12 protein-coding genes are annotated in these 16,868 nt (G+C 37.8%); 7 read left to right on the forward strand and 5 right to left on the reverse strand.

The annotated features are described in order from the left end of the window. Positions 1 to 214: 214 nt before the first annotated feature. The 5 genes from priA to ACFVT8_RS11225 all read right to left on the reverse strand — a co-directional run bounded on the left by priA (position 215) and on the right by ACFVT8_RS11225 (position 5,522). A complete protein-coding gene (priA, locus tag ACFVT8_RS11205; RefSeq protein WP_387079899.1) occupies positions 215 to 2,629 on the reverse strand; it encodes a primosomal protein N' in 2,415 nt (804 codons plus the stop codon). Then, positions 2,626 to 3,636: a bifunctional phosphopantothenoylcysteine decarboxylase/phosphopantothenate--cysteine ligase CoaBC gene (gene coaBC / locus ACFVT8_RS11210; protein WP_387079897.1), complete on the reverse strand. Its 1,011-nt coding sequence runs from the start codon at positions 3,634 to 3,636 to the stop codon at positions 2,626 to 2,628. The genes priA and coaBC overlap by 4 nt, the downstream gene beginning before the upstream one ends. A 117-nt stretch (positions 3,637 to 3,753) precedes the next feature. After that, a complete protein-coding gene (gene rpoZ, locus ACFVT8_RS11215; RefSeq protein ID WP_053483349.1) occupies positions 3,754 to 3,981 on the reverse strand; it encodes a DNA-directed RNA polymerase subunit omega in 228 nt (75 codons plus the stop codon). Positions 3,982 to 3,985: 4 nt separating this feature from the next. After that, positions 3,986 to 4,603, reverse strand: coding sequence for a guanylate kinase (gene gmk / locus ACFVT8_RS11220; protein ID WP_387079894.1), 618 nt, complete (start codon positions 4,601 to 4,603; stop codon positions 3,986 to 3,988). Between the two features lie 43 nt (positions 4,604 to 4,646). Then, the gene (locus ACFVT8_RS11225) at positions 4,647 to 5,522 is read right to left on the reverse strand and encodes a YicC/YloC family endoribonuclease (protein WP_387079892.1); all 876 of its coding nucleotides are present in this window, start codon (positions 5,520 to 5,522) and stop codon (positions 4,647 to 4,649) included. Between the two features lie 1,036 nt (positions 5,523 to 6,558). Between ACFVT8_RS11225 and ACFVT8_RS11230 the strand changes: the two genes are divergently transcribed. From ACFVT8_RS11230 to ACFVT8_RS11260, 7 genes are all read left to right on the forward strand, one after another. After that, a complete protein-coding gene (locus ACFVT8_RS11230; RefSeq protein WP_387081473.1) occupies positions 6,559 to 8,256 on the forward strand; it encodes an Rqc2 family fibronectin-binding protein in 1,698 nt (565 codons plus the stop codon). 226 nt (positions 8,257 to 8,482) lie between these two features. Next, entirely contained in the window at positions 8,483 to 10,168 is a 1,686-nt protein-coding gene (locus tag ACFVT8_RS11235; protein ID WP_387079890.1) for a methyl-accepting chemotaxis protein, read from the forward strand. 1,012 nt (positions 10,169 to 11,180) lie between these two features. Beyond that, on the forward strand, positions 11,181 to 12,830 hold the full coding sequence (locus ACFVT8_RS11240; protein WP_387079888.1) for a peptide ABC transporter substrate-binding protein: 1,650 nt from the start codon (positions 11,181 to 11,183) through the stop codon (positions 12,828 to 12,830). Positions 12,831 to 12,960: 130 nt separating this feature from the next. Next, positions 12,961 to 13,890 carry an ABC transporter permease gene (locus ACFVT8_RS11245; RefSeq protein ID WP_387079885.1) on the forward strand — a complete coding sequence of 310 codons (930 nt, stop codon included), beginning with the start codon at positions 12,961 to 12,963 and terminating at the stop codon, positions 13,888 to 13,890. Beyond that, positions 13,890 to 14,810 carry an ABC transporter permease gene (locus ACFVT8_RS11250; RefSeq protein ID WP_387079884.1) on the forward strand — a complete coding sequence of 307 codons (921 nt, stop codon included), beginning with the start codon at positions 13,890 to 13,892 and terminating at the stop codon, positions 14,808 to 14,810. The genes ACFVT8_RS11245 and ACFVT8_RS11250 overlap by 1 nt, the downstream gene beginning before the upstream one ends. 13 nt (positions 14,811 to 14,823) lie before the next feature. Continuing rightward, positions 14,824 to 15,879, forward strand: coding sequence for an ABC transporter ATP-binding protein (locus ACFVT8_RS11255; protein ID WP_387079883.1), 1,056 nt, complete (start codon positions 14,824 to 14,826; stop codon positions 15,877 to 15,879). After that, positions 15,872 to 16,798 (forward strand): ABC transporter ATP-binding protein, encoded by a 927-nt coding sequence (locus ACFVT8_RS11260; protein ID WP_387079881.1) that lies wholly within the window; start codon positions 15,872 to 15,874, stop codon positions 16,796 to 16,798. Before ACFVT8_RS11255 ends, ACFVT8_RS11260 begins: the two co-directional genes overlap by 8 nt. Positions 16,799 to 16,868: the final 70 nt, after the last annotated feature.

Raw genomic sequence — 16,868 nt, forward strand, 5'->3', positions numbered from 1 at the left:
TGGCGCTTTGTTGCTGTCGCTTCGCTTTCGCACAGTAAACATTTGTTGCTGTCGCTTCGCTTTCGCACAGTAAACATTTGTTGCTGTCGCTTCGCTGCAGGTCATCATCTGTGATGCTGATCCCCGAGGAGTCGCCCAGCCCACACTACAATCAACCTATCCGCATGACATATGTTTAAACAAAATGTCATGTCCGATCTGGTGATGGAGCATTTTATATAGTTGACGGATCTAAATCTGCCGTCATTAGTATACCTTGTTTAATCCATTCCGCTCGATACATCGCTAGAAGGCGCTGTAATACAGGAATGAGATTTGGTTCAATTTTATATTTTATCAAACATTGATAGCGATATCTATTTTGGAGACGACTAATACTTGCAGTTGTTGGACCAATAATTGCTACCTGGTTTGATAAGTTTTCTTTTAGCCAATCTGCTGCACGTCCAGCATACTCTGCCGCCATCATGACATCCTCATGAGATATTTGGACAAGTGCTACATAATAATACGGTGGATAGCTAGAGCGGCGACGTAAAAACATCTCACGTTCGTAAAATGGCTCGTAATCTTGTATTTTTGCCAATTCAATTGCATAATGCTCTGGTGTATACGATTGAATAATAACCTCACCATGCTTTTCATGACGTCCAGCTCTACCACTAACCTGCGTTAATAATTGGAATGTACGCTCCGCTGCACGGTAATCAGGTAGATGTAAAGATGTATCAGCACTAAGTACACCAACAAGCGTAATATTAGGAAAATCAAGACCTTTCGCAATCATTTGCGTCCCTAGCAAAATATCTGCCTGTCCTTCCCCAAATGCTTGCAAAATTTCTTCATGTGCACCTTTTTGCTTTGTTGTATCAACATCCATTCGAAGAACCCTTGCCTCAGGAAACAGCTTATAAATTTCTTCCTCGACTTTTTGTGTTCCCGTACCAAAATAACGGATATGCTCACTCTGGCATTGTGGACATATTTGAGGAACACGCTCCTCATAACCGCAATAATGGCATTTTAATTTCTCAGTTGTTCTATGATACGTTAATGAGATGTCACAGTTCGGACACTGTACAACCGTGCCACAATCACGACAAAGCACAAAAGAAGAATAGCCGCGACGATTTAAAAACAGCACCATCTGTTCTTTTTTCTCAAGCCTTACGCGTATAGCATCAATAAGTTGCTCCGAAAACATAGAACGATTCCCTTTTTGAAGTTCTTCTCGCATATCGGCAATAAAAACAGTTGGTAACGGTTGATGCAAAGCACGTTGCTTTAAAGATAGTAAACTATATACGCCCTTCTTTGCTCTCGCAAATGATTCTAGTGCGGGTGTTGCACTACCTAATATAACCGGACATTTGTAAAATTCACTTCGCCAAATCGCTACATCTCTAGCGTGATAACGTGGTGAATCTTCTTGCTTGTATGTTGATTCATGCTCTTCATCTAAAATAATGAGACCTAAATTTGTAAAAGGTGCAAAAATTGCTGAACGAGCTCCAACAACAACACTTACTTTTCCTTGCTGAATCTTACGCCATTCATCATACTTTTCACCGACAGATAAGCCACTATGCATGACAGCAACCATCTCACCAAAACGACTACGAAAACGCTCTGTCATTTGTGGTGTTAATGATATTTCAGGCACTAGCATAATGGCTTCCTTACCTTCATCTAACACCTTTTGTATCGCTTGCAAATATATTTCAGTTTTACCACTTCCCGTGACGCCGTGTAGTAAAAAAGTTTTCGCAGTCTGTTCTTCCATCGACCTATTAATAGACTTAAGTGCAATGTGCTGCTCTTCCGTCAATTGTAAAGATTGTGTACGGGAAACCTCCTTCGTAAAGGGATCTCGATACACCTCTTCTTGAATAAAACGAGCCGCTCCTTTTTCAATTACTGACTGTAATACCGCGGTAGATGCACCTGTTTCCTCATAGACTTTCTGTGGCAAAAGGACCTCTCCAAGATGCTTGCCCATCCATTCAATCAGTTGGCGTTGTTTAGCTGCTCTTGCTGCACCTTCCATTGCCTTATCGATATCTTGCTGATGATCTGAAATTTTGACCATCCGTATTTCTTTCACATTGCCTTGCTGCTTCACAACATTTTCAATTTTTACAATTTTATCAGTGATAAGGTGCTTTAATAAAGGAAGTAATTCAGCACGCTCAAATTCTTTGAAATTAACCTGTTGTCGCTTACCAAAAATAGCTTGCACCTCATCTGGCAAAGCGTCTTTCTCTTCTAGTAGCGTTATGATTTTTTCATATTTCGCTCGAAGTGCTGATGGGAGCATGACCTGTAAGGCATCAATTTCATAACAAATCGTTTCGTTTTTTAGCCACTTAGCCATTAACAGCATTTCTTCGGTTAATACAGGCTCTAGATCTAAAATTTGTGCAATCGACTTTAATTTGTTAGATGGTACATCTGTTTCATTTTTTAATCCGACCACAAAACCTAGAACATTTCTTGGTCCGAACGGTACTTTTACACGACAGCCCATCTCTATAATATGTGCCCATTCTGTAGGCACTTCATAATCAAACGGACGATCTACATGGTATGTTGAAACGTCCACTATAACTTCTGCAATCAACAAACTCATCGCTTCTCACCCTGTAATACATATGTCCAAAATGCTTGAGCAAACTGCATGGCATTTGTCGTATCCCACAATTGACCATTTACTTCTGCCGTGTCACTATAATCAATCCACGCGTCAGACATAATTGTTAACATTGGTTCACCAATAACCTTTTGTCCAAAGGTTATTGCGGTCATTCCTTCCACGGACAGTATTGGTGCACCCTCAATTGTAGGCGTATTTGCTGCATGGATAAAAAATGCAGATGGATATTGTTTTTTATAATCCTCAAGCTGTTCAATGAGTTTATGCACACTTGTTTCTTTCTCATCTATTAGGATTACATTTGCCCCAAGTGTTTTTGCCTCTTTTGCTATTGCCTGACCAATTTTACTGTTCGACTGTGTACTAATAACATGGTGCTCGTCCAATGGTACATAAAAGGCTCCAGCTGTAACCACTACCGTTTTTCCTGCTAATGGTTTACCATTCTCCGAAAAAAATTCTTGCACGATCGCCGTTATTTTTTCTGGCTCCTCTAAACGACCTTTGCCTACATAGCCACATGCTAAAAAACCTTCTGAAGGCTCAATAAATTGATAGCCATCAGATTGTAATTGAGACAAATTTCGTTTTACAGCTGGATGGTCATACATATGTACATTCATCGCTGGTGCAAGCCATACAGGGGCAGTTGTTGCAAGCAAAGTCGTTGTTACCATATCGTCTGCTATACCATTCGCCAATTTCCCTATGACATTTGCGGTAGCTGGCGCAACTAAAATTAAATCTGCCCAGTCCGCCAAATCAATATGGGCAATAACACTTGAATCCTTTTCATCAAAAGTATCAAAAAAAACATCATTTTTGGACATAACTTGAAAGCTCAGCGGATTCACAAACTGTCTTGCTGATGCTGTCATGATAACCTTTACATTTGCACCTGCCTGAGATAGCTTGCTAACTAGAGCAACAGCCTTATAAACCGCTATACCACCTGAAACACAAAGTAAAATATTTTTATTCATGCACAATCGTCCTTTCAAATGATAAGCTCCCAAAGGAAAATTCCTCGGGAGCTTTCGGCATTCTGTATAATCAAAAATCCACTGCAAACTTTAACATTTTTGCAATTTACACCAATGTTAGATTTCGTCTTCGTAAACAGTTGACTCATCCTGAGATACTTTCGTAAGTACACCTGCCGCTACTTCTTCAAGTGCTTTCCCTACGTATTTATGGGAAACGTACTTGTGTAAGCGTTCAGTGTCTTGTTCCTCTTGCATTTGACGAGCACGTTTAGATGCTAGGCTTACTAAAGAGTATTTTGAATCGATTTCTTTTTTTAATGTATCTACTGATGGGTATAACATAGGTTTATTCTCCTCTCAACATTGACAAATATCTTTTTTCAACACGTTCTCTACGACAATGCTCGGCTTTAATAATCGCATTTATACGATCACAGGCATTTGTCACTTCATCATTTTCAACTACATAATCATAAAGGCTCATCATTTCGAGCTCTTCACTCGCAGTTGCAATTCGCTTTGCAATAACGTCTGCTGTTTCCGTCCCTCGACCAACTAAACGGTCTTTTAATTCCGTTAAGCTTGGTGGGGCTAAGAAAATAAATAATGCATCTGGTGCCTTTTCGCGGATTTGTGCAGCACCTTGCACTTCGATTTCTAAAAACACATCACGTCCTGCATCAAGTGTTTCATTTACGTAGGCTAACGGCGTTCCGTAATAATTCCCTACAAATTCAGCATGCTCCAATAAGCCACCCTGTTCAATCAACGTTTCAAATTCTTCACGTGTCTTGAAAAAATAGTCTACACCATCTACTTCACCTTCGCGAGGATTTCGTGTTGTCATCGAGATGGAATACTCATAATTCGTATTCGGCTGAGAAAATAATTCTTTTCGCACTGTCCCTTTACCTACACCAGATGGGCCAGACAGAACAATTAATAATCCACGTTCTTTTATCATTTATTCTCTATATCTCCCTTAATTTATAACAGATACAGGCAAGCTATTCGATATTTTGAACTTGCTCGCGCATCTTTTCTAAAATTGTTTTCGCCTGAACTACTGCGATGGCCGCCTCTGTTGATTGATTTTTCGAACCAATCGTATTGATCTCGCGGTGTATTTCCTGCATTAAAAAGTCTAATTTACGGCCAACCGAAATCGTTTCTTCTAATGTTTCTTTCAGTTGATTAAAGTGACTATCTAATCGGTCCAATTCTTCGGTGATGTCCACACGTTCTGCAAATATCGCTACTTCAGCAAGTAGTCGATCTTCTAACAATGCTCCATCTGCCACTTCAGTAATACGTTCCAATAATCGTGTACGATATTTTTCAACAGCAAAAGAGGCGCATGAACGAATGTGGTTCACTTGTTCCATTAACTGTTCTTTATATTGTACAACAACATCATGCAATTCTTGCCCTTCACGCTCACGCATTTGAATCAGCTGTTCAAGTGCTTGCGTAATAGCCTTTTCAACAGCACCAAGTAAATCCTCAGGTGTAAGCTGTGGCTTTTCCTGTACAAGCGCTTGTTCAAGCGATAGCAGCTCTTGCATCGTCCATTTTTCTTCTAGTGGTACTTTACTTGCTAATTGCTCTTTTGCCTTACGATACGCTTCAATTAATGACCAATTAATTTCAATAGATTGCTCGACGTTATCTAAATCCTTAACATAAACCATCACATCAATTTTGCCACGTGACAAAGCTTGCGAAATTAATTTCTTTGCAAAAATTTCTGCTTCAAGCCATTCTTTCGGGAATTTTGCATTAATTTCTAAAAATCGATGGTTGACCGAGCGCATTTCTACGGTTAATTGAAAGTCTCTTGTTGTTGTGACACCTCTGCCAAAACCAGTCATACTACGCACCAAGGTTCGTCACACCTTTCTTTGCATACTGGGATTATTATAACATAAGCTCTGTCATTTATGACGTAAAAAAAATTGATCAATTTCGCCTTAGCGTAATTGCGTCCGTATTTTGAATTGTGCCCATGCCTGCACGATGCAGGTCAGTTAGCCGTTTTCGCAGGATGCGAAGATTTTAGGCTAACATCCTTTATTCATTCCTTTCAAAATCCGTGACATCCGCCGGAGGCCTCTATCTTCATTCAGTGGGTGGTTGGCCACCCACTGAATGAAGATAGAGAAAAAGCTAATTCTACCACATATGAAGCTATATTTTAATATTCACCTAAAAAATGCTATGATAAACATAAGAAAAAACTCATTAGCAAAGCATAGAGATGACATTTGTTAAAATGTATGCCATGTCTAGAAGTTGATTAAAGTGAAGAACAGGCGACTCATCGGGGGAATCAGATTTCCGATACGGGCTACTTGCTTTGTAGCTGCCGCTTTGCTTTCGCTACAGAAAACATTTGTCGCTGACGCTTCGCTTTCGCGCAGAGCAGGGCTTCCTGCGGGCGAGCGTCGAGCCGCTTCCTCCGCTTCGTGCAGGGTCTCGTCTGTCTCGCTTTCCCGCGGGAGTCAAGTAGCCCTTCACTACAATCTGCTAAAAACGGGCACTTATAAGCAAAATATCAACAAAAACCCTTTAATTGCTCAAAACAATGTTTTCTAATCAACATTTCTTCTCAAATTAATTCAGTTACACTCTAAATAATTTGAGAAGATAAAAGTGGTTAATCAATACACCTGATCAATTATGCCTCGACATAATTGCGTCCGGAAACGGCTTTGTGCTTTGGCCTGCAAATGATTTTTGTGCGAAAGCGTAGCGTCAGCAACAAATGTTTTATCTGCGCGAAAGCGTAGCGGCAGTGATAAAAGCGCCCAGCCGGAACGAAAATCAACCACACACTCTGGCGGAAAAGCTTGCTACACTATTAAAATAATAAATACGAAAGTACCAAGGATGCTTATATCGTTGGAAAGAGGAATTCATATGGCATTTGATGGCTTATTTACTTATTCAATGACAGCCGACCTACAACAATTAGTAACAGGTCGGATCACTAAAATACATCAACCAAACGCTCAGGAGGTTGTTTTACATATCCGTGCGAACGGAAGCAATCAAAAATTACTTTTTTCGATTCATCCTTCTTACGCACGTGTTCACCTTACTGAGCAATCTATTGACAATCCAGCAGAACCCCCTATGTTTTGTATGCTCTTGAGAAAGCATTTAGAGGGTGGTTTTATTTCTTCTATTAAACAGCACGATTTTGATCGCATTATAATAGTAGAAATTGAAAGTAAAAATGAAATTGGTGACCCTATAGTAAGGGAGCTACATGCTGAAATTATGGGCCGTCACAGTAACCTGTTGTTAATAGATAAGGAGCAGGGAAAAATAGTCGACAGCTTAAAGCATTTGCCACCTTCCGTGAATAGTTTCCGTACAGTTTTACCTGGGCAGCCTTATATCGCACCGCCCGCACAGAATAAATGGCACCCTCTAGCAGTGACTGACGAACAACTTACACTGTTTTTCTCTGAAGCAAAAACGGCTAAGGAAGTAGTTTCGCAATTTATTGGTTTCTCACCTGTACATGCTGAGGAATTATTATTCCGATTAACAGACACAGATGATCGTGTAAATTGCTTTAAAAATTTTATAGCTTCCTTTAATAATGGTGGAACAAAGCCGATGTATGTAATCGCAAATAATAAAACGTACTTCTCACCAATAGCACTAACACATTTACAAGGAGATGTAACGATTTATCCAAATGTACATGAGCTACTTGACCGTGTATTCTTTGCTCGAGCTGAGCGTGATCGCGTTAAACAGCAGGCAGGCGATTTGGAGCGATGGCTACAAAATGAAATTGACAAGCTTATATTAAAAACTAAAAAGCTAAATAAAGACTACGAACGCGCATCTAAGCTAGATCAGTTCCAATTATATGGAGAATTACTGATGGCGAATGTTTACGCGTTTGAAAAAGGTGTAAAGGAAGTAACTGTCACTAACTATTATAGTGAAACTGGAGATGAAGAAATCATCATTCCAGTGAGCGAACGTAAAACACCTGTTGAAAATGCTCAAAGCTATTACACAAAATACACAAAAGCAAAAAATGCCCTTATTATGGTTCAAGAACAGTTAGAAAAAACAAAAGAAGAAGTTGCCTATTTCGAAATGCTTGCTCAGCAGGTACAACAAGCTGCTCCTGGAGATATTGAAGAAATTCGCGAAGAATTAGCAGAACAAGGTTATTTGAAGTTACGTCATGCACGAAAAAAGAAAAAACAAGCGAAGCCTGAACCTGAACGTTATGTTTCTTCAACCGGTGTAGCGATCTCTGTTGGAAAAAATAACAAACAAAATGACATGCTTACATTTAAAATTGCTAAACGCACAGATATTTGGCTGCATACGAAGGATATTCCAGGCTCACATGTTGTCATCCATACAAGTGAACCTGACGAAACAACATTACGAGAAGCTGCAACACTTGCTGCCTATTTTTCAAAAGCAAGAGACTCTTCCTCTGTTCCAGTAGATTACACAGAAATACGTCAGGTAAAAAAACCAAATGGGGCTAAACCTGGTTTTGTTATTTACTTTGAACAAAAGACTGTATACATCGATCCAGATGAAGCTGTCATTTTACAATTAAAAAAACAATCTTAAACATTGGAATACGATATGAAATGTATCGTATTCTTTTTTTATGGCGATTTCCACTTACTATATATTATATTTCCCTTTAACTTTATTGATTTTTAAAGCTATTGTTTCTTATTATAATACCGCTAAAAAAACTCGTGAATATTCCGAACTATTTATTGACTTCCCCCCTTATAAATGGCTAAATTTAAATAAAAAGTAAATAGCATTCCAGAAAGGACGTATCTCTATGTCTGTAGGCAAAAAATTAAGCTTTGGTTTTTTAACCATCATTCTGACTTTAATTATTTCATTGGTGATTATGTTTATCCAATTCTCAAACATTAACAAGAAAGTAGACAACGCGCTAGAAAATCGTGTAGCGCTAGTAGAATTAGCTGATAATATTCAAGCTGAACGAGCAATGCAAGGTCTTTACATTCGGGCAATACTCCTCGAAGACACAGCAGCTAATAAAGATAACTTTACAAAGTATGCTAGAAAGCTAGATACGCATGTAATAGAGATCATGGAAAAATCTGATTCATCCGAAATGGAGACTTATGCAATAGATTTAAATACATATAATGAAGGTTTTAACAAAGCAGCTGAAGAAGCACTAGCACTTCATGATGCCGGAAAATTAGAAGAAGCGATACAAAAAGTTAATGGCGATGTTCAAAAAGCAAATACAGATTTGTTAGCAGTGTCAGAGAAAATTGTAAGTTATCAAAAAAATCAACTTGATATTGTCACGAAAGAATCTAAACAAGCTGTATCCAATTCTCAAACAATCTCCATCATTGCTATCATCATTGGTGTAATTCTTGGGATATCTCTGATGTATTATGTACAGCGTACAATTTCACGCCCTTTAAAATCCGTAGTTATTGCTGCAAATAATATTGCTAATGGTGAATTATATCATCAAGATATCTCCCATCAATCTAAAGATGAAATTGGTCAGCTTTCTACAGCCTTTAACGTAATGAAAAGTAGCTTACGAGGTTTATTAACACATATCCAAGGCAATGCGGAACATTTATCAGCTTCTGCTGAAGAACTATCCGCCTCTATCGAAGAGATTTCTACTTCTACTGATGAAATTACTATACGCATTGACGAGACAGCGAATGCAGCATCTACCGCTACAATCGCTGCCAACGAGAGTGCACATGCAATGGATGAAACAGCAGTAGGTGTACAACGTATAGCAGAGGCAACTCAACAACTTCATCAAAGTGCAGTGACTACAACTGGGTTGGCGAATAACGGTAATAGTACAGTAGATGAAGCTCAACAACAAATGAACGTAATTTATGATTCTACTCAAACAATTAACAAGCTCGTTCAAAAATTAAGTAAGCAATCAGAAGAAATAGGCAATATCACTACAGTAATTACAGCCATCACAGATCAAACGAATTTATTAGCGCTCAACGCTGCAATTGAAGCTGCGCGTGCAGGTGAACATGGCAAAGGCTTCGCCGTTGTAGCTGACGAAGTTCGAAAGCTAGCAGAAGAATCAAAGCAATCTGCCAATCAAATCGTTACCTTAACGCAAGAAATCCGAGAAGATACGCAAAATGTAGAAAAAGCCGTCACAGATGGGCTACACTCTGTCACAGATGGTGTGAAAATTATTGGGGATGCTGGTAACTCTTTCGAAGCAATCGTAAAAGCAATCACTACGATGACAGTTCAAATAGAAGACATTTCGTCTACTTCTGAAGAAATCTCTGCAAGTGCTGAACAAGTAGCAGCCTCTGTTGCAGAAATAGCTCATGGCTCTTCTTCTAGTGCAGACAATACGCAGATTATTGCAGAAGCTAGTAAAGAACAAGCAGTGACAATGCAACAAGTAAATCATGTAGCAACAGATTTAAGCGAAAAATCCTTGGACTTACAAGACCAAATCAATCAATTTAAGCTTTAAACATTTAAGCAGAGCATTTCTTTAATCGAAATGCTCTGCTTTATTAATGTTTCTCTGCATCCCTGATAGCAAAAATGCGAATGCAAAGCAGCATCAGCAGTAGAGACTACACGTATAGCACTATGATAACCTTTCACTTATTTCAGGAAATATTCACCCATTTTTAGGAAAACCACCATTCAGTAATGTCAATATGGTAAAATCGACCATATAGAGAAGTTAAGTAATTTTCTACTCATTAAGTTCTACCTACACAATATTTTAGTAACTTTATGTAGAAGCTTTCCTCCTAAGTGAGACAAATGGATTTCTCCAAAAAACAACATCATAGAAACACCTAAGAGTAGGTATGTTTTTCCATTTATCATTTTCCTAATTATTCTTACATATAATTGATTCAATGCACCGTTTTTTTATACATTGCTGTATATTCAAGTAATGACTAAATTATTTCAATAAAACATATTTCACTAAAATACCGTGCATTTTTTCTTTAAGGAAAGCACATTTCACTCTAATTCTTCATTTTTCTCTCTTATACTAGTTAATCTTAGATAAATACAAAACAAGTTTCTTATATATCATTAATAGATAAAAATATTCATTCTTTGAGATTATAAATTGCCAAAAAATATATGACCTAGATTCTAATTCCCTCAGTTTTACAATGATTTTCTACAAATATATACAAATATCTTATAGTTCCACACTATGACTTTTGACTCATTTTTAAAATAACAATATCATTATCTAAAGAATATGAATTTTCGGTATAATGTGTCATTTTTTTATTTTTATTTTATTTTTGATATTCAGAACAAATAAACATCAATTTTTTATTATGAAAGTGCTTTCATTCTTTAAAGTAATAAATAGAAAAAAATTATTATCTTCTTAAATGTCAGATAATACTATATAAATTTGAATCTTTTTTATTTTGTGCACAATGATTTTTTTGGTATATTAAATAAGAGCTTCACAGAAGGCTTAAAATTGTATAAGGGGGATTCACATGAATAAAAACAAAAAGTTTTTATTATTAACGGTCCTTGCAGTGTTCTCATTAGTACTAGCTGCATGTGGCTTCGGTGGTGATAAGTCTGATAATTCATCATCTTCAGACGGCAACAAAGATTCTGGTTCAAAATCGAAAGAGCTTAACTTAGCAATCGCTTCAGAACCACCATCTTTACACCCAGGACTTGCATCGGATACTGATTCTAGTGCAATCTTAACTAACATTTTTGAAGGTCTAGTTGTTGTAGACCAAGAAGGTACTCCTACTCCAGGTATGGCTGAGAAATGGGATATAAGTGATGATAAAAAAACTTATACTTTCCATTTACGTGATGCAAAATGGTCAAATGGCGATACAGTTGTAGCAGGTGACTTCGAATATGCTTGGAAATGGGCATTAAATCCAGAAAATCTTTCACAGTATGCTTCTATTTTCTACCCAATTAAAGGGGCTCAAGCATACAACGAAGCAGGCGGTTCTGCTGATGCTGTTGGTGTCAAAGCTGAAGATGACAAAACTTTAGTCGTAACTTTAGAAAACCCAACTCCTTATTTCCTAGAATTAACAGGATTCAAAACTTATTTACCAATTAACCAAAAAGTGACTGAAGCTAATAAAGAATGGTACGCTGACGCAGGTAAAGATTACGTAACAAATGGTCCTTATAAATTAAGCGATTGGAAACATAGCGATTCTATCGTTCTTGCAAAAAATGAAGATTATTGGGATGCATCAAATGTTGATGTCGATACTGTAAATGTTTCTTTTGTTGAAAAAGAATCAACTGTTGCTACTAAGTTTAAAGGTGGCGAGCTTAGCTATATCGGTAAACCATTCCAAACAATAGACCTTAATGTAATTGATGAATTCAAAAAAGATGGTTCGTTAAAAATCAAGGACGAAGCAAGTATTTATTGGTATAAATTCAATACAAAAGATAAAATTATGTCTAACGCTAATATCCGTAAAGCTCTTACTCTAGCAATCGATCGTCAAAAATTAATTGACAACGTAACTAAAGGTGAGCAAAAACCGGCTCTAGGTATGGTTCCGTTCAGCGTTCCTGGATTTGAAAAAGACCGTGGTTTCTTCAAAGATAATGATGTTGATGGAGCAAAAGCTGCTCTTGAAGCAGGTATGAAAGAACTTGGTATTAAAGACCCTAAAGATATTAAAGTTAACATTTCATATAACACTTCTGAAGGGCATGCAGCAATCGCTCAATATGTTCAAGAAGAATGGAGCAAAAAACTTGGTATTACATCTCAGTTGGATAACTCAGAATGGCAAGTTTATTTAGAAAAATTAAAAACTGGTGACTATCAAATTGGTCGTATGGGCTGGGTAGCTGACTATGTAGACGCATATACATTCCTTGAAATGTTCGATACAGCTAAAAACGGTAACAACCAAACAGGTTGGGAAAATGCTCAATACAAAGAATTATTGAAAAAATCTGTTGCTGAAGTAGACGAAGCTAAACGTCTTGATTATTTAAAACAAGCAGAAGCAATTGCTATGACAGAATTCCCAGTTGCACCTATTTACTACTACACTCACTTATCTGTAGTTAAAAAAGGTATCGAAAACTTAGATACAAACCCAACTGGTGACATCCACATTAAAGACGTAAAGATTAAATAATTTTTTTACAATTTCTTTTAAGCTCTATGCGAAGAGCTGCCTCATAGCCCTTGCGGCTCGAGTCAGCTCTTTTTAAAATACGAAGGCACTTATTTGTCAGATAATTGACAAATAGAAGGAGGAGTTTTATGTGATTAAATATATTTTGAAAAGGCTGATGTATATACTTCTCGCGCTTTTCGTCATCGTAACGGCTACGTTTTTCCTATTACGTCTTGCTCCTGGTAACCCATTTGCATCTGAACGTAATTTCCCTCCTCAAATAGAGGAAAAGTTAAACGAAACGTATGGATTAAATAACCCTTGGTATATTCAGTACAAAGATTATTTAATCGATGCGGCCACTTTTAATTTCGGTGAATCTATGAAATATAAAGCGCGTTCTACGAATGATATGATTGCAGAAGGCTTCCCGGTATCTTTAACTTTAGGAATTGAAGCTATGCTGCTAGCAATTGGATTTGGTGTATTAATTGGTGTAGTGGCAGCGCTTTATCATAATAGGTTCCCAGATTATTTGGCAACGACCTTTGCGGTGCTGGGCATTTCCGTTCCATCTTTCATTTTAGCTGGACTCATGCAGTATTTCATTGCATACAAACTTCAGTTATTCCCGATTAGTGGATGGAAAGGCTTTAATTATAGTATATTGCCAGCCTTAGCTATTGCATTAACGCATATGGGCTTTATAGCTAAGCTAACACGTTCAAGTATGCTTGAACAAAATAATAGTGAATACGTAAAAATGGCTCGTGCAAAAGGTTTAGGTAAATGGACAGTCGTCTTCCGCCATACATTACGTAATGCCCTATTACCAGTCGTTACTTATTTAGGTCCATTAACAGCTGGGGTTGTTACAGGTAGCTTCATTGTAGAGCAAATTTTTGCGGTTCCTGGTTTAGGTAAACACTTCGTACAAAGTATTACGAACCGTGACTATACAGTTGTTATGGGAACAACTGTGTTCTTCTCAATCATTCTTTTGTTTGCGGTCTTCATCGTAGATATTTTATATAGTGTAATCGATCCGCGAATTAAGCTGAAAGGAGCGAAAAAGTAATGACACAGCAACAAATCGAAAAAGATAAGTTTAAAATTGTTGGCGGAAATCATGAAGCAACTGAAAGATTAGCTGATAAATCAGTCTCCTTTTGGAAGGAAGTATTTATTCGTTTTTCCCATAATAAAATGGCAATTTTCGGTTTAATAGCTTTAATAATTATATTTTTAATGGCTATATTAGTGCCGATCTTTTCACAATACCACTATAGTGAGCAATTAGGTGTTTTTAATGCCCCACCATCATCAGAATTTTGGTTTGGTACAGATGATTTAGGTCGAGATATTTTCGTTCGAGTATGGGCTGGCGCTCGTATTTCTTTATTCATCGGGTTTGCTGCTGCAATCATTGACTTAATCATTGGCGTATTATGGGGAAGTATTTCTGGGTTAGCAGGCGGTCGTGTTGACAATATTATGATGCGTATTGCCGATGTCTTAACAGCTATACCTTACCTTTTAGTTGTAATCGTGCTTTTAGTAGTATTACAACAAGGTATCATACCAATGATTATCGCACTATCCATTACAGGATGGATCAATATGGCCCGTATTGTTCGCGGTGAAGTATTAGCTATTAAAAATCAAGAATATGTTTTGGCTGCACGTACTTTAGGTGCAAGAACAGGACATTTAATTCTTAAACATTTAGTTCCTAATGCACTTGGTGCAATTTTAGTAACAATGACATTAACAGTGCCATCTGCTATTTTTACAGAGTCTTTCCTAAGTTATCTAGGACTTGGAGTTCCTGCTCCACAAGCCTCTTGGGGAACAATGGCTTCTGAAGGTAATGGTGCAATTACAAATGCCCCTTGGCGTTTAATATTCCCAGCATTGTTCATTTCACTAACAATCTTTGCGTTTAACGCAGTTGGTGACGGCTTACGTGATGCATTAGATCCAAAACTACGTAAATAAGGAGGTGGCCGAAATGAGTAAAACAATTCTAGAAGTAAAAGATTTAAAAATAAACTTTAAAACGTATGCAGGGCTTGTTCATGCTGTTCGTGGTGTAAACTTTGACTTAAAAGAAGGTGAAACACTCGCAATTGTTGGTGAATCCGGTTCTGGTAAGAGTGTTACGAGTAACGCATTAATGAAACTAATTCCACAGCCACCTGGTATTTATGAGTCAGGACAAATTTTATTTAATGGCCGCGATTTAGTACCTTTAAGCGATAAAGAAATGTCAAAAGTACGTGGAAATGAAATTGCAATGATTTTCCAAGATCCAATGACAAGCTTAAACCCGACTATGAAGGTCGGACGTCAAATAACTGAAGTTATTTTACAACATAAAAAAGTATCAAAAGCTGATGCTAAAAAACGTGCAATCGAACTTTTAACGCAGGTAGGTATCCCCTTCCCTGAAAAACGTTATAACCAATACCCGCATGAATTTTCGGGCGGTATGCGTCAACGTGTTGTTATTGCTATCGCACTTGCAGCTGATCCTAAGCTTCTAATAGCCGATGAACCAACAACAGCGTTAGACGTTACGATTCAAGCGCAAATTTTAGAGCTAATGAAAGAAATCCAAAAAAATTCGAAAACATCTATCATTTTCATTACCCACGATTTAGGTGTCGTGGCAAACATCGCCGACCGTGTTGCAGTTATGTATGCAGGTCAAATCGTTGAATATGGTACTGTTAATGATATTTTCTATAATCCTAAGCATCCTTATACATGGGGTCTGCTTGGTTCAATGCCAGACTTAGATAACGATACTGATGAGCTATTACGCACGATTCCTGGTTCACCACCAGATCTTACTAACCCTCCAAAGGGCGATGCGTTTGCCGCTCGTAATGAATTTGCAATGGCTATTGACTATGAGCAAGAGCCACCGATGTTCCAAGTAAGTGAAACACACTTTGCCAAAACTTGGTTGATGCATCCTGATGCACCAAAAATTCCGCTTCCAGATGCGGTTGCTAAACGTATTGAAGGATATTTAGCAAAGGAGGCACAATCAAATGACTAAATCGGGCGCAAAAAAAATTCTTGAAATAAAAAATGTAAAACAGCATTTCGGTTCAGCAAGTAACCCTATTAAAGCTGTTGACGGTATTAGCTTCGATGTATACGAAGGTGAAACACTCGGTCTTGTAGGAGAATCAGGCTGTGGTAAATCAACAACTGGTCGTTCCATCATTCGTCTGTACGACATTACAGATGGGGAAATTATTTTCGATGGCGAGAACGTCCATGGGAAAAAATCCAAAGATGAATTAAAGAAATTCAATCGTCAAATGCAAATGATTTTCCAAGATCCATATGCTTCATTAAACCCGCGTATGACAGCTGGAGAAATCATTAGTGAAGGCTTTACGATTCACGGTCTTTACAAAGATAAAAAAGAGCGTCGTGAAAAAGTTAATCAACTGTTAGAGGCTGTTGGCTTAAACAAGGAGCATGCAAACCGTTATGCACACGAATTCTCTGGCGGTCAACGTCAACGTATTGGAATTGCTCGTGCGCTAAGCTTAGATCCAAAGTTTATTATCGCCGATGAACCTATTTCTGCACTTGACGTATCGATTCAAGCGCAAGTTGTTAACTTATTAAAAGAACTACAAAAAGAACGTGGCTTAACATATCTTTTCATTGCCCATGACTTATCAATGGTTAAGTATATCAGTGACCGTATCGCTGTTATGTACCGTGGTAAAATCATGGAAATCGGTAAAGCAGATGATATTTACAATCACCCTGTTCATCCGTATACAAAATCATTATTATCAGCAATTCCACTTCCTGACCCAATGTCAGAAAAACGCCGTCAACGAATTCCGTACAAGCATACGGAAGTTGACGATAGCGCATCTTACCATGAAGTAGGCGAGCAGCATTACGTTTATGGTACTGCCGATCTTGTGAAAACTTGGATTGCTAATCGATAATAACCTTAACTCCTGTCAACAGTACTATAAACACTGTGATGGGAGTTTTTTTATTGCTCCAATACTTAAA

The organism is Lysinibacillus sp. NPDC058147 (assembly GCF_042884205.1).
Classification (GTDB): domain Bacteria; phylum Bacillota; class Bacilli; order Bacillales_A; family Planococcaceae; genus Lysinibacillus.